Here is a 24,648-nt window from a genome sequence, read left to right as displayed (position 1 = left end):
CGGTGAGGACCGCCTGCCCGCCCGAGAGGGTCGCGACGGGCCGACGCAGATCTTCCGGAAGCCCTGCCTCCCCGAGCGCCGCGACCGCCCGGGCGTCGAGGTCCCAGTCGTCGTCGAGCACGTCGAAGTGCCGCGGATCGGCGTCCCCGCCGAGGATCGCGTGCAGGGCGTCGAGCTTCCCGCCGGATCCCGAGCAGATCGGCGACGGTGTCGTCGGGCCCGCGCCGGAGCCGCTGCGGCAGCAGGTCGACCGGCCCCGTCGTCGAGACGGAGCCGTGCGTGGGGGCGAGGTCGCCCGTGACGAGCCGGACGAGCGTCGACTTGCCGGCGCCGTTGGCCCCGACGAGCCCGATGCGGCCACGGCCGAACGCGGTGGTGACCCGGTCGAGGACGACGTCGCCGTCGGGCCAGGCGAACGAGGCAGTCGGTGAGGACGACGGAGGGTGTGGTGATGGAGGGCACGGTTGCTCCCGGTGATGGTGTGTCGGCGCGCGACGACCACCGGGCTCCCGGCATGCGGGAGCCTCGCCCTCAGCGGGCGGGCACGGGGGTCGTCAGTGCGAGGTCAGCGTCTGCGTCGTGGACGCGGTACCGGTGCTGATGCGCAAAGGACCGTCTTCCGTGCGGGGAGCCCCGTGTCCGCGAGCCGTCCGGTCGGCCGGTGAGGTGGCCGCACCGACGTCGCGGCTCGCGACGAGGTACTCGAGCACGGTACGCGCGGGGCGCGGGAGGGCGCAAGGTGTGGCGCCGCGACGACGCGCCCCTTCATCGGGCGCGACACCTGCTCGGCCGTCCTTTCCGGGATCGGGGGGTTCTCCGACCTCCGAGGAACCGGATCCGACCGCTGCGGAGAACCAGCCCCTCGTGGCCGACGCCTCACCTGTAGTCGGCGCTTCACGGCCGGTCGCCGTGCCGATGAGCACCGTCTCGGTGTCGGCCCCGTCGAAGTGCGCCGCGCCGGCTGGAACCCAGAGGAAGGAACCAGCGGGATACCGCTCGAGACACGAGCGGTCGAACGTCTCGCCGTCACCCAGCAGGAGCTCTCCGCGCGCGACGAAGAGATGAGCGGCAGCGCTGTTCGAGTGAGGTGCGTCGAAGAACAGCAGCGGGATCCAGAACGCGTAGGTGAACTGAACGCCCGCGTCCCAAGTGCCGACGAGTTCTGCGCGCAGGAGCGGTGCCGGGTCCGCGATGCTTTCCAGCGACTCGTCCGGGGTCCGCTCTCGCGACGCAACCGACACGATCGGAGGCACGGCGCGCACGGCGCGTGGCAGAACGGAGCAGCGATGCTCGCACGAGCAGTACGACAGTGGTCACCGGATCCGGGCAGCGAATCGGCGGGTTGCCTGAAATCTGAATTGCACTCAAGCAACAGCGCAGCGCAGCGCCTTTCGAGAGCGTCGCCGAAATGCGGAAGGGCCGGCCCCCGCGGGCGCCGGCCCTCTCCGACCAGCTCGAGCTAGTCTTCAGCACTCTGCCCGCGAAGCAGCCATACGACCCCCAGACGTGCAGAGCGAGGAACGCGATGAAGAGTCCAATGAATCCGGCGAAGAAGAATGCCGGGTCGGTATCTGCCGATGTGGGATTAGCTAGAGCCCACACCACCTCTGGCAATGCGTATGCGGCCATCAATGACAGCGAAAAGTCAGCACCAACGGCAACAGGACGGCGATCTTCTTCATCAGCTGACTCTCTTTCTCAAGGGGCGGCAGTCGGCAGTGACGTGGACGGTAGCACCTCAGCAGGCATAGGTGTGCATCGTGTAGTTGAAGCTGTTGTGAATCTGGTGCCACCTGCCATCGCCGCGCACGCGAGCGGGTGCCTGCTTGGTTCCGGCCTCGGTGTACCACCAGGCGCAGGCACCTGGCATGAGCTTGTAGGCGTCGGCGTCCACCATGAACGACTTCGACGACTGGCCGGGCGACAGAGCGGCGATCTTGCCGGACGGCGCTGAGCCGCTCCATGCAGAGCCGACGAACACGGTACGTGTCGAGTCCTTTGCGCTGTGGACGATGCCACACCACCTCGAAGCTGCATTCGGAAGCCTGGGCAGAGGTGGCGATGACCGCCCCTGCGCCGAGCACCCCGAAGATCACTGCCGTAGCCGCGGCCACCTTCGTGAAGCGGCTCTCTCTCGAGGGTTTTCTGCTCAAGAACACGCGATTCCCCCAATCCCTCAGCGATGTGTTGGTGCTGATGCGAGGAACGCTAACTAAACATGACGACTTCTCATATGAGAGGGGTTTCAGGCAGAACGATGTGGCATGAATGGAGACGCGAGTGGCGCAGGTCGGACAAGAATCGTCACTGCAAGCAGTTTCTCGCCACCGCATTTCTTCACCTCAAGGGGAGAAATCGCGAGATTCTGCCATCGTCTGCCGTGAATTGAGATGCGTCATTCGGCGGCTAGGCGAAGTAGTCCGTCGTCGACTACCGTGGTGGCTCGGTTCGTGCGTTCCAAGCGCATGTGCACCACATCCACTCTCGCAACGCACGGCGCTCCCGCACGGAATAAGAGCTGACTGCAGCTCACCACCAGATCGAACGGGTCACCTGTGCGGCGCCATGCCGGCTTGATTCGCCTCGGGCCGATCGGTCACGCCGAGTCTTCTCGTCACATCGCAGTGCCTCAGCGGCTCTGCGCGGGAGCAGAGGGACAGGGCTGCATCGGCTTCGATCGGTCTGTCGACTTCAGACCCGGTTCAAGGCGTCTTCGCCGGGCACTCCTCGCGGCAAGCACCTCAAGAAGACCCCCTGCAGCAGCATCTGCGGGCACCCCGTCGCTACTACTGTCATCGAGCACGGCCCGCACCGCGCGCGCCGCAGGACGGGGCAGCATGATCGCGATCGATCTCATCGGCAAGGACGGCACTGGTCACCGGATCCGGGCAGGGCATCGGGCTGGCGATCGCCGTCGAGGCTCGCACGGGCCGGCGCGGACGTGGTCGTCAGCGCCCGCTCGCGGGGCTCGATCGACACGGCGGTCGCGGAGGTGCTGCAGCAGCAGTTCCGGAGGCGACCGTCCGCGGAGTCGCCGCCGACCTCGCCACCGACGACGGCAGCGCGGCGCTGCTCGAGGCCGTTCCGACCGTCGACGTCCTCGTCAACAACCTCGGGATCTTCGGCAGCGCCGATCCGCTGACGATCAGCGACGACGAGTGGCGGCGCTACTTCGAGGTGAACGTGCTGACCGGGGTGCGCCTGACCCGCGCGTACCTGCCCGGCATGATCGAGCGGGGCTGGGGGCGCGTGCAGCACATCGGCAGCGACTCCGCCGTCGCGACGCCGGCCGAGATGATCCACTACGGGGTGTCGAAGACGGCGCTGCTCGGAGTCTCGCGGGGCTTCGCGAAGGCGGCAGCGGGCAGCGGAGTCACGGTGAACAGCGTGCTCGCGGGCCCGACGCACACGGGTGGGGTCGAGGACTTCGTGCGCGAGCTGGTCGACGCGTCGCTCCCGTGGGACGAGGCGCAGCGCGATTTCATGCGGCTGCACCGGCCGAACTCGCTGCTGCAGCGGCTGATCGAACCGGAGGAGATCGCCAACATGGTCGTCTACCTCGCGTCGCCGCTCGCCTCGGCGACCACGGGCGCGGCCGTGCGGGTCGACGGCGGGTACATCGACGCGATCGTGCCGTGACCACCGCCTGACGCACCCCTCGGCAGCACCTCCGGCTCGCGAGAACCGGTTCGGCTCGTGGAAACCGGTTCGGCTCGTCGGAACCGGCGGGATCTGCGAGCCGAACTCGATTCCGCGAGCTGGACGTGAGACCGGCGCGAACGCGACCGGGGCACGTGCGACCCGCGCGAGCCCTACCCGCGGTCGCTCGCGGACCGATCCCGCCCCGACTACGCTACGAACCGGCGCGACCGATCCGCCGGTCCGCCACTCCCCGCCGATGCGCTCCTGCACGAGCGGCGCCGCCGGGTCCTCGAGGCGCGCGAGCAGCGCCTCCACTCCCCTCCGCCCCAGCTCGTGCGCCGGCGAGACGAGCACGTCGAGCTCGGGATCGCCGAAGTCGGCGACATCCGGGGTCGAGGCGAGCAGCACGATCGACACGTCCTCCGGCACGCTCACTCCGCGGTGCCGCAGCTCGTGCGCGAGGCCGAGGGCGATCGCCTCCGTCGAACACGAGCACCGCCGTCGCGTCGCCGAGCTCCTCGGCGAGCGCGCGTCCGCCGCGAGCCGACTCCTCGGCCTCGAGCCAGCACTCCTGGAGAGACCCCGCTCCCCCGACACGCGGCGGAACGTCTCGCGGGCGCGGGCGTTCGCTCCGAAGCCCTCGACACGCTCGGGACCGCCGAGCACCAGGGCGATGCGCTCGTGGCCGAGCGACGACAGGCGCGCGAGCGACTCCTCGACCATGCCCTCGATGTCGATGTCGACCCAGTCGAGGGCGGAGGGACGCGCGTGCGCCCGATGAGCGCGAAAGGCGTTCCGGAGGCGCGCAGCACGTCGACCCGGTCGTCGTCGAGGGCCACCTCCATCAGCACCACGCCGTCGACGAGACCGTCGGCGCGGAGGCCGGCGAGGCGCTCGGAGGAGTCGAGCGAGGGCCAGAGCACGATCGAGTAGCCGCGCTCGGCCGCCGCCTCGGCCGCTCCCGCGAAGAAGAGGGTGGCGGTGTTGAGCAGGCGCGGGCGCACCAGCGGGAACACGACCGCGAGGATCATCGAGCGGCGGCGAGCGAGCGCTCGGGCGAGGGCGTGCGGGCGGTAGTCGAGCTCGGCCATCGCGTCGACGACGCGCTGACGCGTCTCGGCGGTCACGGGCTTGGAGTCGTTGACGACGAACGAGACGGTGGCGATCGAGACGCCGGCGCGCTCGGCGACGTCGCGCATGGTCGCCATGGTGCTCCTCCGCTCGTCGCCCCTCGCGGTTGACGAGCGACGGTGACGTCCATCATCCTGGACGTCGCGGTAAAAGCGGTTAACCGACCACCGCGACCACGTCAGTGCCGACCCGGTGAAGGACCCTCCCGTGACCACTCCCTCCTCCCCGTCCGCGTACTCGTCTGGGGCGAGAACCGCCACGAGCAGATCGAGGAGGAGGTGCGCGCGATCTACCCCGACGGCATGCACACGACGATCGCCGCGGGCATCTCCGAGAACCTCGGCGAGCGCGCGCAGGTGTCGACCACGACGCTCGACGAGCCCGAGCACGGAATGACCGAGGACGTCCTCGCCGCCACCGACGTGCTCGTCTGGTGGGGGCACGCCGCGCACGGCGAGGTCGCCGACGAGGTCGTCGAGCGCGTGCACCGGCACGTGCTGTCGGGCATGGGACTGCTGGTGCTCCACTCCGGCCACTGGTCGAAGATCTTCGGGAAGCTCATGGGCACGACCTGCACGCTGCGCTGGCGATCGGAGCAGGACCGCGAGCTGGTCTGGACCGTCGACCCGACGCATCCGATCGCCCAGGGCGTGCCCCACCCGTTCGTGATCCCGCAGCAGGAGATGTACGGGGAGTTCTTCGACGTGCCGGCACCCGACGAGCTGGTGTTCCTCTCGACGTTCTCGGGCGGCGAGGTGTTCCGCTCGGGCATGACCTGGAAGCAGGGGCACGGCAAGATCTTCTTCTTCTCGCCCGGCGACCAGGACTACCCCGTGCATCACCACGCCGACGTGCGCCGCGTGATCGCGAACGGAGTGGAGTGGGCGCGGACCGTCCGACCCGAGCGCACGCTTCCGGTGCTGCAGCGCTACGAGACCGAGGACTTCTACACCGGGCACGACTACCAGGGGAGCGCTCGTCCGATGAGCGCTCCGGTGCGCATCGTCCAGGTCGGCGCGGGGGCGATGGGGCGCGCGTGGCTGCGCGCGCTGCGCGACTCGGCCGACGTCGAGCTGGTCGGGCTCGTCGACCTCGACACCGCCCTGGCCGAGCAGGCCGCGGCGGAGGAGGGGGTCGCCCCGGTCGCGATCGGCACCTCCGTCGCCGAGGTCGCCGCGCGCTCCGGCGCCGACGCCGTGGTCAACGTGACCGTGCCGCGCGCGCACCTGCCGGTGAGCACCGAGGCGCTGTTCGCCGGTCCTGCCGGTGCTCTGCGAGAAGCCGATCGCGCCGACGGTCGCCGAGGCGCTCGTGCTCGCGGCGACCGCCGAGGCCTCCGGGCGACTGCTGATGACCGAGCCAGTCGCGCCGGTACTACGCCGCGATCGCCGCGTTCCGCGCGCAGATCGCCGAGCTCGGGACGCTCGGGACCGCGACCGTCGACTTCGCGAAGGCGCCGCACTTCGGCGGGTTCCGCGAGGAGATGCCGCACGTGCTGCTCGTCGACATGGCGATCCACGCGTTCGATGCGGCGCGGTACCTGCTCGACAGCGATCCGGTGTCGGTCTACTGCGAGGAGTACAACCCGGGTTGGAGCTGGTACGCCGACGGCGCCGCGGCGACCGCGGTGTTCGAGTTCGCCGGCGGGCTGCGCTTCACCTACACGGGCAGCTGGTGCGCCGACGGGTTCGAGACGTCGTGGAACGGCAGCTGGCGCGTGAACGGCGCGGGCGGCACGGCCCGCTGGGACAGCGACGGGGCGCCGGAGGTGCAGGCCCGGGAGTCCTCCGAGGTGCGGACGGCGTCGCTCGGGCCGGTCCCGGAGGAGATCCACGGCTCGCTCGCCGAGTTCGTCTCCGCACTGCGCACCGGTGGCACGCCGTCGGGCGAGGTGCACGCGAACGTGCGGAGCCTGGCGATGGTGGAGGCGGCGGTGCGCTCCTCCGAGACGGGCTCGAGGGTGCGGATCGAGGACGTGCTCGAGGGCGCGTACGCGGAGGCGCTGGGACTGGCGCGCGACCAGCGCGTGCAGGGGCGCTGGGCGCGTGGGGGACGGCGGCCGCGGGCCTCGCGGCGGCCCCTCCCTGCTGGTCGAGTAGCCGCGCAGCGGCGTATCGAGACCCGCCCTCCTGGGCCACGTAAATCTCGATGCGCCCGCTCCGCGGGCTACTCGATCAGCAGGCCGGAGAGCCCTCGCCTCACAAGTAAGGCTGAGGAGATCGATCCGCCCGGATCGCCGCGCTCAGCCTCAGTTCTGCTGGTCGAGTAGCCGCGCAGCGGCGTATCGAGACCCACCCCTTGGAGCACAGGGAACTCGGAGACGCCCGCTCCGCGGGCTGCTCGATCAGCGAGCCGGCGAGCCCTCGCCCTCACGACTGAGACTGAGGCGGCCGATCCGCGGCCGGGACGCGCAGGCTCGTCGTCACCACGCCTCCCTCCCTCGTGAGGACGACCTCACCGCCCATCGAGCCCGCGGCCGCGCCGAGATCGCGCAGGCCCCGCTCGGACGACGACATGACCGGCCCCGCCGGGATATCCGGCGGGCGCTCGGGTGACGTCACCGCGGCGACCACGCCCCCGCGTTCGTCGATCCGCACGGCGACCCCGAGCGGCCCCTCACCCGCGTACTTCAGGGCGTTGGTCAGTCCCTCCCGGCAGAAGCGCACCAGCACGGCCGTCGTATCGCCGCTGAGCGTGCCGGGATCGCCCTCGATCTGCACGTCGAGCGGCCGCCCCGTGGCCTGCACGCCCGCGAAGAGGCCGTCCAGGCTCGCCGCCGCCTCGGTCGAGCGCGCGTCCGGCGCGGCCCGGAGCGTCGCCGTGAGCGAGTCCACCGCAGCGCGCGCTCTGCCGCCGGATGGAGTTCGAGAGCGCCCGCAACTCTTCCTGCGACAGGGAGTCGACGTCGCGCAGCGCTGCGGAGTGCAAGCTCAGAAGAGTCAGCGAGTGCCCGAGGGAGTCGTGGATCTCGGCCGCGATCCGCTCCCGCTCTCCGTCCCGCGAGCGCTCCGCCTCCACCGTGCTCCGGTCGACGGCGGCGAGGAGGCGCTCCTCCGCCGCACGGTCGCTCCGGGCATCAGCGCCGCCGAGCATGCCCGCGAGGCCGATGACGACCGTGACCGCCATCGAGAAGACGCCGACGAGGATCGACGCGCCGAGGGTCTGCGGAGTCGCCCACCTCACGATGTAGAGCCCGAGCAGGAAGCCGTTGGCGAGGGCACCGGCGAGCACGAACCTCAGTGCGGTCCTGCGCGGCAGGCGCAGTCCCAGCACGACGAGCGCGGTCCACAGTGCCGGAGTGGCGATGGGAGTGAGGGCGGCTCCGACGATCGCGAACGCCGGCGGTCCTCGGGTGCCGGCGCTGGACGCCGAGGGGGAGGATCGCGGCGAGGCCGATCACCAGGGTCAGGAGGAGGTTCCAGAGCGGGAGCCGCGGTGCGACGAGAGAGAAGATCGCGAGTCCGAGGACGAGGTTGCCGCTCATCAGCAGCGGACCGGCCGTGCGCCGCTCGAGCCAGGGGGTGGAGGTCATGGTGGGGTTCTCTCGGAGAGTCGTGCGCCGCGGGGGTCCGGCGAAGGGAGTGCTAGTGGCTGCGCGGGGTCCCTCCGCCCTGCGCAGGCCCGAGACGGGAGAGGACATGGGTGCCGACGACCCCGCTGCACTCCCCGCACCGGGAGTACGGGTGCGCGTCCTCCTCGTCGACGACGACCCGCTCGTGCTCCTCGCTCTCCGCCAGGTGCTCCGCACCGATCCGCTCCTGGAGGTCGTGGGCGCACTCGACGACGGCGAGCTCGTCCTCGCACAGGCGCGGCGGCTGCGTCCGGACGTGGTTCTGCTCGACGTCCGGATGAAGGCGGTCTCGGCCCCGCAGGTGATCGGCCCGCTGCGACGCGCCCTCCCCGGGCTGGGCATCGTCGTGATGTCCTCGTTCCTGGGGGAGCAGGCGGAGGCGGCGGTCCTGCTCGCGGGAGCCGACGCGTTCCTGCCGAAGGTCGCTCCAGTCGCGTCGTTCTCGCAGGTGATCCGCCGCGTGGCGGGAGTCGCCCCCGCACCGGCACCCCGCGCAGCGCTGTCGGCCCGCGAGCGCGAGGTCGCTGCCGCCGTGGCCGCGGGCCGGGGCAACGACGAGATCGCGGTCGCGCTCGGCCTCTCGTCGAGCACCGTCCGCACCTACGTCTCCCGATTGTTCGACAAGGTCGGCGTGCGCACGCGGGTGGAGCTGGCGACAGCGGTCCAGGCGGGAGTCCTGCTCGTCGAGGGCGTGGAGGAGCCGCGCTGAGCGGGGCGCACGCGGACCCGGTCTGCTCCGTCCACCCGTGGCCGGTCGGCGTGAAGACGCCTGTCGACGCTGCGGCACGCCGTCCCGCACCTCCTCCGCCGCCTTCCCGGTGGGCGACGAGCCCGTGAGTGGACGCCCCGCTCGGGGCGTCCAGGGAGCGGCGGAGTCGGGCAGGATGAGGCGATGACGCAGCGGCGGACGTCCACAGCGTTGCCAAGGTGGAGTGCGAGCGCCGACCGCGCGCGACGACGGCGTTCCGGGCTCAGACGATCGCTGCCGGACTGATCGGTGCGGAGGCGTCCGCGCCGGTGGTCACCGACGTCGTCCTCGTCAGGGGCTGGCCGACAGGAAGACGAACAGGGCGGCGATCGGGCCCGCGGGCGAGCTGAACGAGTGGACGAGCGAGAAGAGCACGCTCACGCTCGACAGCGTGGCCCTGGATGCGCGCCGATCGTCATCGCGGTGACGACACCGGTCGGCAGCCGCACGCGCCTCCACCCGGTAGGCGCCAGGCTCTCCGAGCGGAGCGTCGAGGCGGACCCGGAGACGGCGGGCGAGGCGGCGGTTCCGTCCATCGAGGGCTCCTCCGCGCCGGATCGGAGGACCTGGCCGCCCGGGTTCCGCCCCGCTGACGGGAGCCAGACGGCCGTGTAGACGCCTGTTGATGCGGCCGGATGCCGTCGATCCGCCTCCTCCGTAGCGTTCGGGAAGCGGCTCGGGGTGCGCCGGTACCCGAACGACGCGCACTCCGAGCTCCGCCCTCCGACCCTCGTCGTGATGCCCCTCTCGAGAAGAGTCCGCCATGCTCCTGCCCGATGCTCCTCTGCCCCGACGCTCCCTCGTCACCGCCGGCATGTGGACGGCCCCGATCGTCGCCGTCGCCCTCGCAACCCCCGCCGCGGCCGCGTCCGGCGAGCCCGTTCCCGAGGCCGAGCGCTGGGAGAACAACCTGTTCCCGCAGTTCGCCCTCGGATCCTCGAACCTCGTCTGGGCCCGGACGACGGTGAACGTGCTCGGTCAAGGACCGCGTCCAGGTCCGCCTCTTCAACTACAGCTCCGCGGAGGACGTACCCGCGGGCGCCGCGACCATCACGATCACCGTCGCGCAGACCGCCGGGCCCTCGTTCCCGGCGGGCTCGCTGGTGGTCACCTCGCTGACCGCCCCGGCTGGTCTCCCGGCGCCGCTGGGCGTCACGGGCATCGGCACTTCGACGGTGACCTTCCTCAACCCGCAGGCGATCCTGCGGGACGGCGAGATCCGCGGCGTTCGACATCACGTTCCGCGTCGGCACCGGCGTGTCCGGCGTGGGAGCGGCCGCCGAGTGGTCGATGACGGTCTCGTCGACAGCCGGCGACGGCACGTACAACCAGGGCCGACTGGGAGCCTGGACCGGTCCGAACACGCTCTGAGCACGCGCTCTGAGCGCCGGACCGCACGGAATCGAGGGCGGGAGCCTCCCTTGGGCGCCGCAGCAGCCGCCGGCGCACTCCCGGCCTCGGTTCCGGACGGCGCACCGAGCGCCACGGGTCGGCGCCGGCGGAGCGGGGCCCCCGGCCTCCCGCTCACGGGGCCGCGGACACCTCGCGTTCCCCCGGCGGACACCCGAGCGACCCCGCGTTCACCCGGGCCGACCAGCGTGGTCGGGTTCCCTTCGAACCCGCTCAGGAGACCCGTGCCCCGTCCTCATGCCCCCGTCGCGCCGCCGGCGCCGCGATCGTCCTCACCCTCGCGAGCTGCACGCTCCGGAGCCGCCCTGCCCGCCGCGGCGAGCGGCGGCTCCTTCTTCACCCGCGTCGCCACCGTGCCCGCGTACCTCAACGCCGCCGACCCGGCCGTCGACTCCGCCGTCGCCGAGATCTCGAGCGCGTCGCCCGACGGCCGCCTCGTCTACTCGACCGACTCGGCCGGCCAGCGCATCAACGTCCTGGACATCAGCGACCCCGAGTCGCCCGAGCCGCTCGGCGGCGTGGGCGTCGGCGGAGAGCCGACCTCGGTCTACGCGACGGGCGAGTACGTCCTCGCGGTCGTCGACACGAGCGACGGCGACTTCGCGAACCCCTCCGGGCACGTGAGGGTCCTGCACCGCCTCCGACCTCGCGCCGGTCGCGACGATCGAGCTCGGCGGGCGGCCCGACTCCATCGACGTCACCACCGCCGGCGACACCGCCGTCATCGCGATCGAGAACCAGCGCGACGAGGAGTTCACCCCCGAGGGCGCCGAGGAGGGCGACCTGCCGCAGGCGCCCGCCGGCGAGCTCGTCGTCATGGACCTGGCCGGGGACCCCTCCGCCTGGGTCGCCGAGCACGTCTCGCTCACCGGACTCGCGGGCCTCGACACCCCCGAGGACCCCGAGCCCGAGTACGTCTCGATCAACCCCTCCGACACGGCCGTGGCCGTGACCCTGCAGGAGAACAACGCCGTCGCGATCGTCGACCTGGCCTCGCGCGAGGTGCTCACCTCCTACTCCGCGGGCACCGTCTCGGTCGACGGCATCGACACCCTCGACGACGACACGATCTCGCTCACCGGATCGATCACCGACGTGCCGCGCGAGCCCGACGCCATCGGCTGGGTCGGCGACGCGCACGTCGCGATCGCGAACGAGGGCGACTGGAAGGGCGGCACGCGCGGCTGGTCCATCCTCGACGCGGCCACCGAGGCGGTGCAGTGGGACGCGGGGAACTCCTTCGACCACCTCGCCGTGAGCCTCGGCCTCTACCCCGACAAGCGCTCCGACGCGAAGGGCTCCGAGCCCGAGGGCCTGCTCTCGGCGACCTTCGACGGCGTGCCCTACGTCTTCGTCGGCGCCGAGCGCGCCAACTTCGTCGCGGTCTACGACGTCTCGGACCCCACCGCGCCGCGTCTCGTGCAGGCTCTGCCGTCCACGCCCGGTCCGGAGGGGCTGCTCGCCCTGCCCGAGCGCGACCTGCTCGTCGTCTCGAGCGAGACCGACGACGCCGAGGCCGCTCTGCGCGCCACGGTGCAGCTCTACGGGCTCGGCGCCTCCGCCCCCGCGTTCCCCACTCTCGTCTCGGCCGACGTCGACGGATCGCCGCTGCCCTGGGGCGCCCTCTCTGGCCTCTCGACCGACCCGGCCGACGCCGACCGCCTCTACGCGGTAAGCGACAGCGCCTACGCCCCGAGCACGATCCACTCGATCGACACCTCCGTCACCCCTGCGGTGCTGGACGCGACGACGACCGTCACCGAGGCGGGTGAGCCGGCCGCCCTCGACCTCGAGGGCATCGCGGCGCGCGCCGACGGCGGCTTCTGGGCCGTGACCGAGGGCGCGACCGGACCCGAGAACGCCCTGCTGCGCCTCGACGACTCCGCCGCGGTGCTCGAGCGCATCGCCCTCCCGGCCGAGGTCGCCGACGCACTGGGCTCGCAGGGCTTCGAGGGCGTGACCGTCGAGTCCGGAACGGACGGCGAGATCGTCTGGACCGCGCTGCAGCGCGAGGCCTCGATCGACGCGGACGAGGTGGTGCGCCTGGGCCGCTACGACGTCGCCGTCGGGACCTGGAGCTTCTTCGGCTACCCGCTCGAGGCTCCGTCCGGGTCGAGGGGCGACTGGAACGGACTGTCCGAGATCACGCTGACCCCGGCGGGCACGCTCGCCGTGATCGAGCGCGACAAGCGCAACGGTCCGGATGCGTCGCTCAAGGCCGTCTCACGGTCCCGCTGCCCACGGGCGCGGGTGCCGCGGTCGGCGAGGAGCTGCCGGTGCTCGAGAAGACGCTCGCAGCCGACGTGCTGCCGGCGCTCCGAGGCGGGCAACGGCTGGACCCAGGAGAAGCTCGAGGGGCTCGGCATCACGGGCGCGGGCGAGGTCTTCGCGGTACGGACAACGACGCAGTCGACGACGCGAACGGCGAGACCGTGCTGGCGTCGCTCGGCTCGGCGGAGTCGGTGTTCGGCACGGCGGTCACGCCCGAGCCGACGCCGGTGCCGACGGGAGAGCCCACGGCGGAGCCCACGGTCGCGCCGACCACCGCGCCGACGGCGGAGCCCACCCCGGCGCCGACCGCGCAGCCGACGGTCGCCCCGACCGCGGCCCCCACCGCCGCGCCGGCCCCGCACGCCACCACCCCGGCCGCCGCCGTGCCGCCGCGCACCCCCGCGAAGCCGACCGGCGGACTCGCCAGCACCGGCGTCGAGGGCGGCTGGCTCTCGGCCGCGGCCCTCGGCCTGCTGGCCGCCGGCGCCGTCGCACTCGGACTCGGACGCCGCCGCTCCGCGCGCTGACAGCGCACTGAGCCGAGGGGCCGGCCCCCGCGAGACGCCCTGCGCGTCCCCGGGGGTCGGCTCCTCCGTCGTGGAGGCGCCGCTTCGGCCGAGACCCGCGCAGAACATCAGCTGAGAGAGGGGTCTGTCGCCTGACGGCCGAGAGACCCCTCTCTCAGCCGACGTTCCGCAGCACGCCTCCACCGCCCCCGTAGTCTGGAGCCCCCGCCCGGTCGCGGGTCCCCCGATCGAAGAGGCCGCCCCGGCGTGAACGTCCGCGAGCTCCTCACCCATCCCGAGCTCCAGCTGACCCTGGTGACCGGCGACGAGGTGCAGCTCTCCCGAGCGATCTCGGGCACCTACACGATCGACCTCCCCGATCCCGGCCGCTTCCTCTCCCCCGGCGACGTCGTGCTCACGAGCGCGCTGTGGACCTCCGGGCGCGAGAGCGTCGAGCGGTTCGTCGGCCAGGTCGCCGACCGCGGAGTCGTGGCGATCGTCGTCGGCCTCATCGCCGTCGGCACGCTGCCCGCCGGCATGGCCGAGATCTCGCCGTCGGCACGGAGTCGCGCTGCTGACGGTCTCGCCCGAGGTGTCGTTCAAGACGATCGGCCAGACCGTCGCAGGGGTGCTCGCGCAGGCCGATCTACCCACGCTCGGCCGCGACGCCCGCTTCGCCCGGCGGCTGCTCCAGGACCTCGCCGCGGGCGAGGGCGTGCACGCCGCCCTCCGCGCCTTCTTCGAGGAGTTCGCGCACGGCAGCTGGGCGATCGACCGCGCGGGCACGCTCGTCGCGTCGGCGGGCGGCATGCCGTCCCCCGCCGAGTCCGGATCCGCGTGGGACGCCTCGCTCGCCTCCTCCGACGACCGCTGGGACGTCGCGCCCGGCAGCCGCACCCTGTCCCGCAAGGCCCTGTTCTCCTCCTCCGGCGAACGGCTCGGCGTGCTCGTGGTGACCGGCGATCGAGGGGCTGGTCGGAGGAGTCGGCCGACGCCGCCGACCTGCTCGCCAGCACCGTCGCCGGTCGCCTCGCGCTCGCCCGCCGCCGCGAGCAGGAGGCGGCGGAACCGCTGATCGACCTGCTGCGCGCCGTCGAGAACGACGAGCTGCCGGACGGCGAGGTCTCGGTGCGGCTGCGCCTGCTCGAGCACGGCTCGGAGCGCCGCTGCGGGTGGTGCTCGCCCGCTCGGACGATCCGTCGCTCCCTCCCGAGGCTCTGCTGCGGCCGTTGCGCGAGGCGGGCGAGCGCGAGCACGCTCTGACCCTCGGTGGTGTGCTCGACGGAGGCGCGGTGCTGCTCCTGGGCGATCCGCACGACGAGGAGAGGCAGTCGGGGCCCGCCCTCCGCGCCGCCGTCGAGGCCGAGCCGTGGCTCCTGCGAGGACGTCGAGGTGTCGATCGGCGTCGGTGACGGCTCCCGCTCCGTCGGGCAGCTCGGAGCCTCCCTGCTCGCCGCCCGCGCCCGGGCGACCGCGGCCGCCGACTCCTCCGCAGACCCCGTCACGGTGCTCGCGCACACGGTGCCGGTCTCGAGCGGTGCTCTGCTCGAGCTGATCTCGCCGCGCACCCGCGCCGCCTTCGCCCGCGAGGTGCTCGGCGAGCTGGTCCGCTACGACGACGAGCACCGCTCCGACATGGTCGAGACCCTTCGCGTGTTCCTCGAGAGCGGAGGCGCGTGGCGCCGGGCCGCGGACCTCCTGCACCTGCACGCCAGCACGCTCCGCTACCGGGTGCAGCGCATCGAGGCGCTGACCGGCCGCGACCTCGGCTCGATGTCCGACCGCGTCGACCTGCACCTGGCGCTGCGGTACCTCTGAGCGGCGCCGACGCGAGTCGGAGGCTGTCCATCGCGACCAGCTCGCAAGCCGCGTGGGCCTGCTGGTGCCGGTAGAGCGTCGCACGGCTCCACCTCACGAGACGGGCAGCGTCCTCGGCGGTGCGGCCGCGTGCTCGCGCGTCCGAGGCGATCGCGAGCTTGACCGCAATCACGACCGGATCTGACAGAGGCCTACTGGAACTGGGCGCCGTTCGCGCGGGCGGCCGCGATACCGGCGTTGACCCGTTCGACGATCAGTTCGCGCTCGTACTCCGCGAGCGTGGCAAGCATGTTCAGCATCAACCGGCCCGTCGACGTCGGCGGATCGATGCCGTCAGAAATCGTCCGGACCTGCACACCGCGCTCGCGCAGCAGGTTCACCGTGTTCAGCACGTCGATCAGGGAGCGGCCAGCCGGTCGACTCGCCACGCGACGACGGTGTCCCCGTCCTCGGCCTACTCGAGGAGCTTCTTCATCCCGGTCCGCTCGATCGCGGTCTTGCTCCCCGAGGTGACGTCCGCGAACACGTCGCGCTTCTGCACCCCCGCTGCGACGAGCGCGTCGAGCTGCAACCGCGCGTCCTGACTCGACGTGCTCATACCTGTATGGCCGAGAAGCCTCACGACCTCGTTCTGACTCGGAAACACCCGCCGCGCCTCTTCCTGAGACGAGACGCGGCAAGAGGTCTTTCCAAGACAGCAGACCTTCCGAGAACCCGGACCTGCCGAGAGCGAAACGACCGCTGAACGGTGCGTCTCCGAAAAGCTAATGGTTTCCGGGCAGCCAAGGACAAGGTCCCCCTTCCCTGAACAGGGGGTCGGGTTTCGAGCTAGGCCCTCGGCGGCGGTCCTGACGAGGCGCCTTCCTCGACGACAACGCACTGCAGCCTCAACGTCTCCAAGACGTGGCTGCGTCGATGGCGGCTTCGACGTCACACAGCACGGGAGACGTCATGGGCATGACCGCGGGGTCGTCTCTGCAACCGCACGGTACGCGGTTGCGTGGCGGGGAGTCGGCATCAGCGACGTTCGATGCTTGAATATCTTTGGTGTTGCTTTGGGGTTGCACTTGCGATTCCTAACCCGGTTGATTTGGAGACCTTGTGGCCATTGACGTAGAGAAGCTGGCGCTTCTTCGATCTATTGCGAACGCACTAGCGGAGCGCGATCTGACGGACGTCAATCTGCTCTTTCATGAGGCGGGACTAGGTGAAATTCGATGGGAACGTTGGCACGACAACGACCAGTGGGACGTTACCGAAGCTGACCGCTCGGGGGCCGTGCTGGATACGATCCGGGATCTGCCTCGTGCGGAGGTGGACGAGCTTGCATTGGCCGTTCGCCAACTGTTCGAGGTGTCGATTGAGGTGCAGGCCGAAGAGGAGGCAACACCCCTATTCCTATTCGCGTCCCACCTGGCGTCACAGCGGGCTCTGGTTAGTGAGGTGGGAGAGCACCTCGCCGACTGGGGTGTCACGCTGTTCGTTGCCCACGATTCGATTGAGCCGGATCAGGAGTGGCACGCGGAGATTGAGCGCGCGCTACGCACCTGTGACGCGGGCATCGTGTTCCTCTTTCCGGGGTTCGTTGAGAGTCGGTGGTAAGCGACCAGGAGGTGGGTTGGCTCCTCGGCCGTGACGTGCCCTCCTACCCGCTGAAGTTTCGGGGAAGACCCCTATGGACCACTCGGAAAAAAGCAGGCCTTCACTGTTCGCAGCGGCATGACAGCAGCGCAGGTGGGCGACGCGATCATCGACTGGGTCGGCACCAAACCTGTCCTGGTATCCAAGCGCAATGCATCTTTGGTTGAAGCACTCAAAGCATCGCGAGAGCTTCAACCGCACAGACTTGATCTGGGCACGGTTGCATGCAGCGACTGGCATGGGTGCGCAGGAAGTGGGCGGGCTTCTAACTGCGGTGCGGGACAACGATCAGGTCTTCAATGCCTCCGGGGGCGTCCGAAACGGCGAGACGGGCCCGTATGCGGAGTTGGTGTTCAAGCTTGCGCTCGCCCAGCCTGGCTTCAGAGCCAACATCGATCTCGCGCGTGAGGTTGCCCGGGTGCGAAAACTTGAGAGCCTTCTCCCTACTGCTGCCGCACCAGATGCTGACCTAAGGATCTAGCCGGAAGCGACGCTAAACAGACGCCATTGCAGTCTCGCTACCGCTTTTTGACGACCCGCAGTGGCAGCGTCGCTCAGATCGGGTGAACCTTGAGCTCGTCGACGCGCCCGACCGATCGCGAAGCGAGATGGTAGGCCGTCGGTCGGTCAGCCCACGTCTCGAGCACGAGTGGAATACCTAGAGTGAGTGTTGCCATAGTGGCGGACCGCACACGCATCGGGCTCATCCTCGTCGAAGATCCACGGCCCGCACCAAATGAGTCGATACCAATCCAATGCAGGCCCGCACGACGCAGTGCGGCGCGCTCGTCGTCGTGAATGAGTTGCTGACGGTCGCGGGTGATGATGCCGTCGAACTGCTCGTCCGATAGGCGCGCCAGGAGATGCACATCCGAGGCCCCACGCGTCTGGAGATCCTTCGCGCTCTGAAACAGCGACCCTCGAAAAAGAATGCGCAGGGCCGTGGTGGTGCTCTCGCCAAGGCACTCGTCGACGAAGAACATGCGCCGGCCGTCGTGCCGGGTCACGCGACCATCCTCACGCGCTGGTCGAAGCGGAGAACATCGGCGATCGCCTCGCGCGTCACCCCGGGGTAGTCGTCAATGAATGCCTCGACGGAATCGTCCTCGAGCGGGTCGACCTGCTCGAGGACGGTCTCGATGTCGACGCGGGTGCCCGCCACGGTCGGCATGCCGCTCATCCGGTGAGGGTCGAGCTCAACGAACTTGGAGGGCCGACGGAAGTCAGCTGACTTCGTCTCCGCGGAAGTTTTGCGAAGCTCTCGGAGATGTCCTCGAAGGTGTAGATCGGTACCGACCCCGGACTGGCTGCGAGGCCGATCACGAGGCCATCCGGGCCCTCGACGAAGATCTCAGGCTTGGCATACCCGAACCGGTACTCGGAGGGATGGTCGATGAGACCGATGAGGGGGAGGGTCTCGAACGCCTTGGCAATGCGCTGCGCGCTCGCTTGGCCGCGAAGGCGGGCAATCGTACGCAGCGCAGCAAGGTCTCGGAACGAGTAGAGCGGCGGCCGTCCGGGACTGGATCTCCGGAACCAGAATCCTCTTCTTGCGCCAGAGTCGGAGCTGGGACGGGGTTACGCCGGTTAGGACGGATGCGAGCCTGTCCCCGTACATCTCGTACCCTCCCCCGGCGCCGTTACTGCTGCGTGTTCCCGGAGCTTATCGATCGGCGCCGACAGAGCACGAGCACCAGGCTGGCTGCGGCTACACTGACGCTCTGACACTCTGACGCGCGAGACCTTTGTGCTCAGATATCCGAGGGCGTCCGTGCCCTGCTGGACCGCGACGCCCAGCAGGATACGGAGGATGCGCATCAGACTGCGGTAGACCACCGGAACTCGTGGTGCCCGGAGCCGATCGCAGGCCAGTGTCCGGCGAGAACGTCGGCGCCGGCCTCGTTCTCGCGCTCGTGCAGCGCGCGCGCGGAGGGTGTCCCCAGCCCTCGGCGCTGCTGCTGCAGTTCCCATACACCGACCTCACCACGAGCAGGCAGAGCTTCGATCACGGACCGGACGAAAGACATCCTCAAACGCGACGACATCCTCAAGGTCGCCGCCCTCTACGCCGGCGACCACGATCTCCGCAAGCCCGGCATCTCCCCACTGTTCGGCTCCTCCGCCGGACTCCCGAAGACCTACATCTTCACCGGCACGCGCGACCTCATCCACAATGCCCCCCTCCTCCCGCATGGCGGCGAAGATGCGTGAAGACGGCGTCGACGTTCAGCTCGGAATCTGGCCTAACGGCACCCACCGCTTCACCGGCATGCCGTGGGTCGAAGACCGCGACGCCCGAGCCCGCGTGAACGACTTCATCCACGCCAACCTTCCCGCGAGTACTGACGAGCTGAACCCAGAGCCACGGATGTCTCCGCTCGAGCCTCCACGGAACCGACGCATCCGGTTTCTTCAGGGCGGGACTCACCGTGCCCAAGAGCACGGTCCCGTCCTGATTCCTGTTCGTCACGCCCCCGTGACCGCGATGCCCTGATTTGTATGACGCCGCGCAACGGCCTGAGAATGCCGCCGTGGAAGATTGAAATCAACGTATTGCGCCGCATCTGCTAAGACTTCTGGCTCATGGCGTCGGATGCCTCAAACTGTTCTGTAGCACCGAGAAAATCATCAGCGCATTTTGCAAGGCGACGACCGAGCACCAATTCGCCCTTCGACTCGCGGTCCGTCCAGTAGCTCCCACTCATGCGCGTCGTTGGGTCACCTGAGGCGCGAAGCACTCGGACCTGTGATGAATTGACTTCGGCCCCTAAACCTCAGCTCGGGTTCATTGGAATACAAGTAATGAAGAACCCACGTCTCATCCTCTCGAAGCACGCGAGCGGTCGACGATTTAGAACGCGACTCATTCGAGAGCATGGTCACGCTTACTTGCGAGCTCGTCTGCCTGACGACAATGTAGACCACCTTTGGCGAGATGCGAACACCGGTATTAGGATCGATCCAGAAGGACTCCAGCTGCGCCTCCCAAGTGCCGCTGAGATTGCGAGTCACGCCGGCAAACCGCTGAACTATTGGCCACTTCCAAACTACGCGATCCCATAGAGTAAAGGCGCTTGTAGCAAGAAACACTGCTATCGAAAATACCGCAAAAATGCGAAATCAGCCGAGTCTCCATTCAACCAGGAACCACCGACGAACACCGCTGAGATCAAAACAGCGATTATGCGGATCGTTGCTCCGCTAATCATTTCAAATCCCATGTATTCCCATGCGGCGGCGGCGAATGAGTGAACTTGGCTGCGAGTCCACTTTTGAGAAGAGTGGAAGAGATACTTAGCTTTCGTTCACTTCGAGCCATCGTTCGGACTCCTCGGAGGGCTCGGCCACTAGAGTGTAATTGAAAATGTCAGCAAGACACGCACGAAGAGTGGCGGTCCAAGTATTCGTCAAGAAATTGGAGTCAGGACATTGATAAATCAGGCACTCTAGAAGATAAGAAGGAAGTTCGTCTGTTTTTCCCGCGCTGACCAGCACGTTTTCTAGAGCGCTTAAGAATCCGTACGGTTTTCTTGTAGCGGTAGTTAGTACGGTTATTCTTCGCGATTCCGTTACTGAGCTGCAAGTTTCGCATAATTATCGAGGAAGCCGCCGTCCTTCTTGAAAACGCGCGTTCCTTCCCGCACAGCGCCATTAGCGAAATATTCCTTCAAAGTGAAATCCTCGGCACAACATCCGCGTCAATACGCGATGTGTTCGAATTTACTTTAATTGCAGTGGATCCTGAAGTATCGACGGCGTTCCCGAATTTCGCTCGAATCGCAATCTCTACTTGCTCACGTAGATACCGAGGCGTCCACTGCCCGGTATAGGGAGTTCCGGAATGGTCTCGGTTCGGATCTCTGTCATCATAGTAATAAACGCTTTGGCACTCCACCGCAACATCAACGTCGCTATCACTTCGCACATTGGTGTTGTTCGCGTACGAGCCTTTTGCATACACTGAATACGACGACTATCACTGAACGCAGGATGCGAATCGATCGCATCCTTAATCATCGTCTCAGTTCGTGTTTGCTTTTCCTGCTCCGTAGCACTGGACGGTCCCGTCCAATTTGCAAGCTGCTCTTCAGAAGTCAACGACCACCCCGTCCTCTTGTGAGGATCATTACTGAGGCATGGTGTGAACTGGTTCGCGGAGCACGCGGCAGACCGCCTCGCGGACGACCCCTCCTCCACCCTCCTCGCTTCTACCGCGACGCTCTCGCCCTCAGGCGAACTCTCCTCCACGGCGAGACGATGCAGTGGCAGCCTTCCCCGAGCGGCAGTCTCCTCTTCAGCCGCACCCCCACGTGGAGTGTGCTCACCAACTTTTCCGACGCGGCCAGGCCGCTGCCCGGCGGGACCGTCCTTCTCGCCAGCCAGCCGCTCCACGACGGATGCGTCCCACCCGACACGACCGTCTGGTACACCCCCGAGGATTCCCACTTCCACCAGGGTGGCCGACCGTGACAGCACGAGCCGTCACCCCGCCTCCTCGATCGAGGAACCGTGGCTCTGCTCGCGACCTTCACCGCTCGACGTGGGAAAGGGGACCTGATCGCGGAGCTGCTCAGCGACTACGCAATGACCGTCCGCGCAGAGCCGGGCAACCGCCTCTTCGAACCGTCGCGCTCAGCGGAGAACCCCGAGCGATTCGTCGTGGGCTACCTACCTGCACAGGTAGGTAGCCCGTGCTCGTTCAGCTCGCGGCGGCCGTCTCGGTGGCGGCCGTGGTACGGGCCGCCTCGACCTCGGCAGCGGCGTGGTGTCCCTGCACGTCGGCGTAGGCGACTTTGTAGGGGCGGGTGGTGTCGTTCCAGTCGAGGGCGACGGTCACGCTCTTGGGATTCACGCGGGTCACGACGTGCCAGCCGAACCGGTGATTGATCATGTCCCCCTTGTTGATCGTCTCGCGGCTGTGGATTGTGACCTGTCCGGCTGCGGCCTGCGCCTCGCGGACGGCGGCCCAGTAGTCGCGCTGGTCTTCGAGCTGCGCGCGCTGGGTGAGCAGGCGCTCCCGGTAGGCGCCGGTCGCGGGGGCGGTCAGTCCTCGATGTAGCCGCCGCCGAAGTTGTGCGAGCTGCCCTCGATCTTCCGCGTGCAGCCGCGAATATCGGTGTCGAGCCGGTCGATCCGGCGGGCGACCATCGCGGGCGCGTAGCGGGATTCGGTGGTGTGGGCGGCGACGTCGGCGCGGGTGCGGGCGCGGGTGGCCCGCAGGTCGGCCTTCGACGCTGCGGCCCATCGCGTTGTGGGCCTTCTCGATCGCGTTGCGGTGCCGGGTCTCGGAGTGGTGGCCGATCTTGATCGGCTCGCTACCCTCCGGGAGCCGGTCGAACGCGCGGCGCGCGGCCGCGTCGGCGGTGTCGGCGTCGGCGGCGGCGGTCGGCCTTCGCGTCGAGCGCGTCGACCCTGGCGGTCTGGCGGCCTGGCGCTCGATGGTCGCCGCCTCCGCCTCAATGGTCGGGCGGATCGGCTTCTTCGGCCTCGATGGTGACCTCGTGTCCCGCGTCGCGCAGGGCGGTCGCGGCGCGGTTGATGGTCCACCACTTCGGCAGGCTGTCCCTGGACTGCGGGACGTACCAGGCGCCGATGGAGCGGCCCCAGCGCCAGCCGAACGCCTTCAGGATCTCGGCGGTGCCGTCGCCGCGGCTGGTGCCCTCGATGAGGGCTCCGGCTTCTCCCGACCTTGATCGCCTCGCTGAAACTCCGCTGCAAAGCCCTACGCCGTCACCGCGTGGCGCGTCGATCCGCGCGAGCAGCTCCTCCTGGACCTCGGGGGACGCCCACGAGCCGAGCACCGAGTTGCGTGCCAGCTGCACCAGCTCGTCGCGCGTGAACCCGGCGCGGGAGGCCAGTGCGAGGTAGTTGTCGGCGATGTACCCGCCGAAGTAGGCCGGGTCGTCGGAGTTGACCGTCACCCGCACGCCGCGCTCGAGCAGCGCGCGCAGCTCGACCGCCTTCATGTCGCTCCGAGACGAACGAGTTCGACAGGGGGCAGCAGGTCAGCGCGAGCCCGCGCTCGAGCACGCGCTCGACGAGCTCGGGCGCCTCGACGATGTTCGTGCCGTGGTCGATCCGGTCGACGCCGATCTCTTCAAGCACCTGGCGCAGGTGCTCGATGCTGTTGGGCTGGTCCACGTCGCGGTGCATGGTCAGGCGCAGCCCCGCCTCGCGGGCGAGCCGCGAACACCTCGCGGAACTTGGCCGGCGGGTTGCCGCGCTCGTCGGAGTCGAGCCCCACGCCGATCAGCCGGTCGGCGAACGGCAGGGCGCGCTCGAGCGTCTCGCGCGCGCTCTCGGCCGACAGGTCGCGGAGGAAGCAGAGGATGAGCGCGGCGTCGATCCCGAGCTCGGCCGCGTCGACGGCGGCGCGGTGGTAGCCGCCGATCACCGACTCGAACGGCACGCCGCGCGAGGTGTGCGCCTGGGGGTCGAAGAAGACCTCGGCGCGCACCACCCGTCGGCGGCGGCGCGGCGGAAGTACTCCGTCGCCAGGTCGTAGAAGTCCTGCTCCTCGCGCAGCACGTCCATCGCCGGGTAGTAGACGGCGAGGAACGAGGCGAGCGAGTCGAAGTCGTACGAGAGCGCCGCGGGTACCGGCAGCCCGTTCCGCTCGGCGAGGCGGGCGCGCAGCTCCGGCTCGAGCGTCCCCTCGAGGTGCACGTGGAGCTCGGCCTTGGGGAGGCCGCGGACGAAGGAGTCGAGGGTCACGGGGGCCTTCCGGTTCAGCGGGCCGCCGCGATGAAGTCCATCGCGACGAGGGGTCGGGCAGTGCCGCGCCGAGCACGGTGCGGGCGGGCGGATCGACGGGGAAGCGCTCGGCGTAGACGGCCGAGGAGGCGGCGAAGTCGCGCTCGAAGTCGGCGAGGATCATCGTGATCCGCACCACGTCGCGCAGCTCCAGGCCGAACTCGGTGCCGAGCAGCCGCTCGATGTTGTCGAGCGCGGCCGCGGTCTGCGCCGCGACGCCCTCGGGCACCGAGCCGTCGCCCGGCGCGAAAGGGCCGATGGCGGATCCGTAGACCACTCCGTGCGCCTCGACCGCGTGGCTGTAGGCCCCGCGGGGCGCGCCGAGCGCTTCGGCCGAGACGAACCGGCGGGGTGCGGCGGTCATCGGAGCGCCGTGGAAGCGCGCCCGACACGACCCGGCCGCGGGACACGACGGCCACGATGCTCTCGGCCAGCAGGTCGTCGATGCTCTCCCACGGGCGCCCGCGCAGCACGACGAAGTCGGCGCCGAAACCGGCGGCGAGCCGCCCTACGCGGGAGCCGAGCCCGACGACGGCGGCCGCGTCGGAGGTCGCCGCGATCAAGGCGCGCTCGAGCTCCAGCCGAACGCCGTGCGCATCCGCCGCACCTCGTCGAGCTGCTCGCCCCAGTCGACGTAGACCCCGTTGGCGTCGGTGCCGAGCACGAAGCGCACCCCGGCCTCGCCCGCCGCGAGGAAGCCGGCGTCGCGGTGGCGACGACGTCCTGCGCCTTGAGCGACGCCTCCGGAGACGACGGCGCACGACCGGCGGCGATCACGTCGTTGATGAAGAGGGTGGGGGCGACCGGGAGGTTCCGCTCGACGAGCGTCGCCCAGTGCTGCGGCCCGATCGCGGTGCCGTGCTCGATCGAGTCGATGCCCAACGCGAGCGCACGGTCGAGGCCCTCGACGGAGCGGGTGTGCGCGGCGACGGGCATTGCCCAGCGCGTGCGCCTCGTCGATCGTCGCGGCGATCTCGGCGTCGGTCTGGTTGCGCCAGCCGACCCGGTCGCCCATCGAGAGCACTCCGCCGCTCGTGTAGATCTTGATGCCGTCGGCGCCCGCCCGCGCCCAGGTGCGGGACCAGCCGCTCGGCACTCGTCGGGGCTGTCGGCGACGCGGTCGCGGTGCGGGTAGTGCGGAGGCACGAAGAGGTCGC

At 69.5% G+C, this 24,648-nt stretch carries 23 protein-coding genes and 12 pseudogenes; 13 read left to right on the top strand and 22 right to left on the bottom strand.

Annotated elements, in window-relative coordinates:
* Positions 1 to 302: 302 nt before the first annotated feature.
* The 3 genes and pseudogenes from AC0CII_RS18265 to AC0CII_RS18255 form a co-directional block, all read right to left on the bottom strand.
* Positions 303 to 353: pseudogene (locus tag AC0CII_RS18265) on the bottom strand (hypothetical protein); the annotation flags it as partial.
* 201 nt (positions 354 to 554) lie between these two features.
* The gene (locus tag AC0CII_RS18260; RefSeq protein ID WP_465230254.1) at positions 555 to 1,241 is read right to left on the bottom strand and encodes a cupin domain-containing protein; all 687 of its coding nucleotides are present in this window, start codon (positions 1,239 to 1,241) and stop codon (positions 555 to 557) included.
* A 497-nt stretch (positions 1,242 to 1,738) separates the two neighbouring features.
* On the bottom strand, positions 1,739 to 1,981 hold the full coding sequence (locus tag AC0CII_RS18255; protein WP_465230253.1) for a hypothetical protein: 243 nt from the start codon (positions 1,979 to 1,981) through the stop codon (positions 1,739 to 1,741).
* A gap of 869 nt (positions 1,982 to 2,850) precedes the next feature.
* Between AC0CII_RS18255 and AC0CII_RS18250 the strand changes: the two genes are divergently transcribed.
* Positions 2,851 to 3,639 carry an SDR family NAD(P)-dependent oxidoreductase gene (locus AC0CII_RS18250; RefSeq protein WP_465230988.1) on the top strand — a complete coding sequence of 263 codons (789 nt, stop codon included), beginning with the start codon at positions 2,851 to 2,853 and terminating at the stop codon, positions 3,637 to 3,639.
* Positions 3,640 to 3,927: 288 nt separating this feature from the next.
* On the opposite strand, the pseudogene AC0CII_RS18245 reads toward AC0CII_RS18250, so the two are convergent.
* Positions 3,928 to 4,365: pseudogene (locus AC0CII_RS18245) on the bottom strand (substrate-binding domain-containing protein); the annotation flags it as partial.
* Between the two features lie 356 nt (positions 4,366 to 4,721).
* A pseudogene (locus tag AC0CII_RS18240) lies at positions 4,722 to 4,841 on the bottom strand (LacI family DNA-binding transcriptional regulator); the annotation flags it as partial.
* A gap of 198 nt (positions 4,842 to 5,039) precedes the next feature.
* Here AC0CII_RS18240 and AC0CII_RS18235 point away from each other — a divergent pair.
* The 3 genes and pseudogenes from AC0CII_RS18235 to AC0CII_RS18225 form a co-directional block, all read left to right on the top strand.
* Positions 5,040 to 5,747 (top strand): annotated as a pseudogene (locus AC0CII_RS18235) (ThuA domain-containing protein); the annotation flags it as partial.
* Positions 5,748 to 5,756: 9 nt separating this feature from the next.
* Positions 5,757 to 5,975, top strand: a pseudogene (locus AC0CII_RS18230) (Gfo/Idh/MocA family oxidoreductase); the annotation flags it as partial.
* Between the two features lie 281 nt (positions 5,976 to 6,256).
* On the top strand, positions 6,257 to 7,042 hold the full coding sequence (locus AC0CII_RS18225; protein ID WP_465230252.1) for a Gfo/Idh/MocA family protein: 786 nt from the start codon (positions 6,257 to 6,259) through the stop codon (positions 7,040 to 7,042).
* A 100-nt stretch (positions 7,043 to 7,142) separates the two neighbouring features.
* Here AC0CII_RS18225 and AC0CII_RS18220 read toward each other — a convergent pair whose 3' ends face one another.
* Genes AC0CII_RS18220 through AC0CII_RS18210 form a run of 3 tightly spaced genes read right to left on the bottom strand, consistent with a single transcriptional unit; the run spans position 7,143 to position 8,305 of the window.
* A complete protein-coding gene (locus tag AC0CII_RS18220; protein WP_465231130.1) occupies positions 7,143 to 7,493 on the bottom strand; it encodes a sensor histidine kinase in 351 nt (116 codons plus the stop codon).
* A complete protein-coding gene (locus tag AC0CII_RS18215; protein WP_465230987.1) occupies positions 7,390 to 7,866 on the bottom strand; it encodes a histidine kinase in 477 nt (158 codons plus the stop codon). Before AC0CII_RS18215 ends, AC0CII_RS18220 begins: the two co-directional genes overlap by 104 nt.
* Entirely contained in the window at positions 7,850 to 8,305 is a 456-nt protein-coding gene (locus AC0CII_RS18210; protein WP_465230251.1) for a hypothetical protein, read from the bottom strand. Before AC0CII_RS18210 ends, AC0CII_RS18215 begins: the two co-directional genes overlap by 17 nt.
* Positions 8,306 to 8,411: 106 nt before the next feature.
* Between AC0CII_RS18210 and AC0CII_RS18205 the strand changes: the two genes are divergently transcribed.
* Positions 8,412 to 9,053: a response regulator gene (locus tag AC0CII_RS18205; protein ID WP_465230250.1), complete on the top strand. Its 642-nt coding sequence runs from the start codon at positions 8,412 to 8,414 to the stop codon at positions 9,051 to 9,053.
* 416 nt (positions 9,054 to 9,469) lie between these two features.
* Here AC0CII_RS18205 and AC0CII_RS18200 read toward each other — a convergent pair whose 3' ends face one another.
* Positions 9,470 to 9,628, bottom strand: a complete 159-nt coding sequence (locus tag AC0CII_RS18200; protein ID WP_465230249.1) for a hypothetical protein — start codon at positions 9,626 to 9,628, stop codon at positions 9,470 to 9,472.
* A gap of 227 nt (positions 9,629 to 9,855) precedes the next feature.
* Here AC0CII_RS18200 and AC0CII_RS18195 point away from each other — a divergent pair, with 227 nt between their 5' ends.
* Positions 9,856 to 10,386, top strand: coding sequence for a hypothetical protein (locus AC0CII_RS18195; protein WP_465230248.1), 531 nt, complete (start codon positions 9,856 to 9,858; stop codon positions 10,384 to 10,386).
* A 388-nt stretch (positions 10,387 to 10,774) separates the two neighbouring features.
* Here the strand turns inward: AC0CII_RS18195 and AC0CII_RS18190 are convergent, their stop codons facing one another.
* Positions 10,775 to 11,320: a hypothetical protein gene (locus AC0CII_RS18190; RefSeq protein ID WP_465230247.1), complete on the bottom strand. Its 546-nt coding sequence runs from the start codon at positions 11,318 to 11,320 to the stop codon at positions 10,775 to 10,777.
* Between AC0CII_RS18190 and AC0CII_RS18185 the strand changes: the two genes are divergently transcribed.
* From AC0CII_RS18185 to AC0CII_RS18170, 4 genes are all read left to right on the top strand, one after another.
* A complete protein-coding gene (locus AC0CII_RS18185) occupies positions 11,319 to 13,415 on the top strand; it encodes an esterase-like activity of phytase family protein (RefSeq protein WP_465230246.1) in 2,097 nt (698 codons plus the stop codon). The two genes, AC0CII_RS18190 and AC0CII_RS18185, sit on opposite strands and share 2 nt — an antisense overlap.
* A 131-nt stretch (positions 13,416 to 13,546) precedes the next feature.
* A complete protein-coding gene (locus tag AC0CII_RS18180; protein ID WP_465230245.1) occupies positions 13,547 to 14,542 on the top strand; it encodes a PucR family transcriptional regulator ligand-binding domain-containing protein in 996 nt (331 codons plus the stop codon).
* The gene (locus AC0CII_RS18175; RefSeq protein ID WP_465230244.1) at positions 14,509 to 14,691 is read left to right on the top strand and encodes a hypothetical protein; all 183 of its coding nucleotides are present in this window, start codon (positions 14,509 to 14,511) and stop codon (positions 14,689 to 14,691) included. Before AC0CII_RS18180 ends, AC0CII_RS18175 begins: the two co-directional genes overlap by 34 nt.
* Positions 14,672 to 15,097: a PucR family transcriptional regulator gene (locus AC0CII_RS18170; protein ID WP_465230243.1), complete on the top strand. Its 426-nt coding sequence runs from the start codon at positions 14,672 to 14,674 to the stop codon at positions 15,095 to 15,097. Before AC0CII_RS18175 ends, AC0CII_RS18170 begins: the two co-directional genes overlap by 20 nt.
* Before the next feature lie 55 nt (positions 15,098 to 15,152).
* Here AC0CII_RS18170 and AC0CII_RS18165 read toward each other — a convergent pair.
* Positions 15,153 to 15,719 (bottom strand): annotated as a pseudogene (locus AC0CII_RS18165) (recombinase family protein); the annotation flags it as partial.
* A gap of 479 nt (positions 15,720 to 16,198) precedes the next feature.
* Between AC0CII_RS18165 and AC0CII_RS18160 the strand changes: the two are divergent.
* On the top strand, positions 16,199 to 16,699 hold the full coding sequence (locus AC0CII_RS18160; protein WP_465230242.1) for a TIR domain-containing protein: 501 nt from the start codon (positions 16,199 to 16,201) through the stop codon (positions 16,697 to 16,699).
* 593 nt (positions 16,700 to 17,292) lie between these two features.
* Here the strand turns inward: AC0CII_RS18160 and AC0CII_RS18155 are convergent.
* Positions 17,293 to 17,745: a PIN-like domain-containing protein gene (locus tag AC0CII_RS18155; RefSeq protein ID WP_465226888.1), complete on the bottom strand. Its 453-nt coding sequence runs from the start codon at positions 17,743 to 17,745 to the stop codon at positions 17,293 to 17,295.
* A pseudogene (locus tag AC0CII_RS18150) lies at positions 17,742 to 17,927 on the bottom strand (DUF433 domain-containing protein); the annotation flags it as partial. The pseudogene AC0CII_RS18150 and the gene AC0CII_RS18155, both read right to left, overlap by 4 nt.
* 566 nt (positions 17,928 to 18,493) lie before the next feature.
* On the opposite strand from AC0CII_RS18150, the gene AC0CII_RS18145 reads away from it, so the two are divergent.
* Positions 18,494 to 18,949: an alpha/beta hydrolase fold domain-containing protein gene (locus AC0CII_RS18145; protein WP_465230986.1), complete on the top strand. Its 456-nt coding sequence runs from the start codon at positions 18,494 to 18,496 to the stop codon at positions 18,947 to 18,949.
* Positions 18,950 to 19,456: 507 nt separating this feature from the next.
* On the opposite strand, the gene AC0CII_RS18140 is transcribed toward AC0CII_RS18145, so the two are convergent.
* The 3 genes from AC0CII_RS18140 to AC0CII_RS18130 form a co-directional block, all read right to left on the bottom strand.
* Positions 19,457 to 19,750 carry a Cap15 family cyclic dinucleotide receptor domain-containing protein gene (locus AC0CII_RS18140; RefSeq protein WP_465230241.1) on the bottom strand — a complete coding sequence of 98 codons (294 nt, stop codon included), beginning with the start codon at positions 19,748 to 19,750 and terminating at the stop codon, positions 19,457 to 19,459.
* Between the two features lie 282 nt (positions 19,751 to 20,032).
* Positions 20,033 to 20,233, bottom strand: coding sequence for a hypothetical protein (locus AC0CII_RS18135; protein ID WP_465230240.1), 201 nt, complete (start codon positions 20,231 to 20,233; stop codon positions 20,033 to 20,035).
* Positions 20,160 to 20,330 (bottom strand): hypothetical protein, encoded by a 171-nt coding sequence (locus tag AC0CII_RS18130; protein WP_465230985.1) that lies wholly within the window; start codon positions 20,328 to 20,330, stop codon positions 20,160 to 20,162. Before AC0CII_RS18130 ends, AC0CII_RS18135 begins: the two co-directional genes overlap by 74 nt.
* Positions 20,331 to 21,247: 917 nt before the next feature.
* Here AC0CII_RS18130 and AC0CII_RS18125 point away from each other — a divergent pair.
* Positions 21,248 to 21,388, top strand: a pseudogene (locus tag AC0CII_RS18125) (putative quinol monooxygenase); the annotation flags it as partial.
* A 49-nt stretch (positions 21,389 to 21,437) separates the two neighbouring features.
* Here the strand turns inward: AC0CII_RS18125 and AC0CII_RS18120 are convergent.
* From AC0CII_RS18120 to AC0CII_RS18095, 6 genes and pseudogenes are all read right to left on the bottom strand, one after another.
* Positions 21,438 to 22,178: a DUF3560 domain-containing protein gene (locus tag AC0CII_RS18120; protein WP_465230984.1), complete on the bottom strand. Its 741-nt coding sequence runs from the start codon at positions 22,176 to 22,178 to the stop codon at positions 21,438 to 21,440.
* Between the two features lie 16 nt (positions 22,179 to 22,194).
* Complete coding sequence (locus AC0CII_RS18115) at positions 22,195 to 22,704, bottom strand: hypothetical protein (protein ID WP_465230239.1); 510 nt, start codon at positions 22,702 to 22,704, stop codon at positions 22,195 to 22,197.
* Between the two features lie 76 nt (positions 22,705 to 22,780).
* Positions 22,781 to 22,891 (bottom strand): annotated as a pseudogene (locus AC0CII_RS18110) (adenosine deaminase); the annotation flags it as partial.
* Between the two features lie 112 nt (positions 22,892 to 23,003).
* Positions 23,004 to 23,404, bottom strand: a pseudogene (locus AC0CII_RS18105) (adenosine deaminase); the annotation flags it as partial.
* 118 nt (positions 23,405 to 23,522) lie between these two features.
* Positions 23,523 to 23,855, bottom strand: a pseudogene (locus AC0CII_RS18100) (RidA family protein); the annotation flags it as partial.
* An 85-nt stretch (positions 23,856 to 23,940) separates the two neighbouring features.
* Positions 23,941 to 24,252, bottom strand: a pseudogene (locus AC0CII_RS18095) (amidohydrolase family protein); the annotation flags it as partial.
* Between the last annotated feature and the right edge of the window lie 396 nt (positions 24,253 to 24,648).

The sequence above is a fragment of the Rathayibacter sp. AC182 genome (assembly GCF_979253875.1).
This window is presented reverse-complemented; position numbering and strand designations above follow the sequence as displayed.

Bases quoted from the DNA above. Each gene is read 5' to 3' on its own strand.
- AC0CII_RS18225 (WP_465230252.1), top strand. From the start codon at position 6,257: ATGCCGCACGTGCTGCTCGTCGACATGGCGATCCACGCGTTCGATGCG.
- AC0CII_RS18215 (WP_465230987.1), bottom strand. From the start codon at position 7,866: ATGCTCGGCGGCGCTGATGCCCGGAGCGACCGTGCGGCGGAGGAGCGC.
- AC0CII_RS18210 (WP_465230251.1), bottom strand. From the start codon at position 8,305: ATGACCTCCACCCCCTGGCTCGAGCGGCGCACGGCCGGTCCGCTGCTG.
- AC0CII_RS18205 (WP_465230250.1), top strand. From the start codon at position 8,412: ATGGGTGCCGACGACCCCGCTGCACTCCCCGCACCGGGAGTACGGGTG.
- AC0CII_RS18200 (WP_465230249.1), bottom strand. From the start codon at position 9,628: ATGGACGGAACCGCCGCCTCGCCCGCCGTCTCCGGGTCCGCCTCGACG.
- AC0CII_RS18195 (WP_465230248.1), top strand. From the start codon at position 9,856: ATGCTCCTGCCCGATGCTCCTCTGCCCCGACGCTCCCTCGTCACCGCC.
- AC0CII_RS18185 (WP_465230246.1), top strand. From the start codon at position 11,319: ATGGACCTGGCCGGGGACCCCTCCGCCTGGGTCGCCGAGCACGTCTCG.
- AC0CII_RS18190 (WP_465230247.1), bottom strand. From the start codon at position 11,320: ATGACGACGAGCTCGCCGGCGGGCGCCTGCGGCAGGTCGCCCTCCTCG.
- AC0CII_RS18130 (WP_465230985.1), bottom strand. From the start codon at position 20,330: ATGCGAAACTTGCAGCTCAGTAACGGAATCGCGAAGAATAACCGTACT.
- AC0CII_RS18115 (WP_465230239.1), bottom strand. From the start codon at position 22,704: ATGAAGGCGGTCGAGCTGCGCGCGCTGCTCGAGCGCGGCGTGCGGGTG.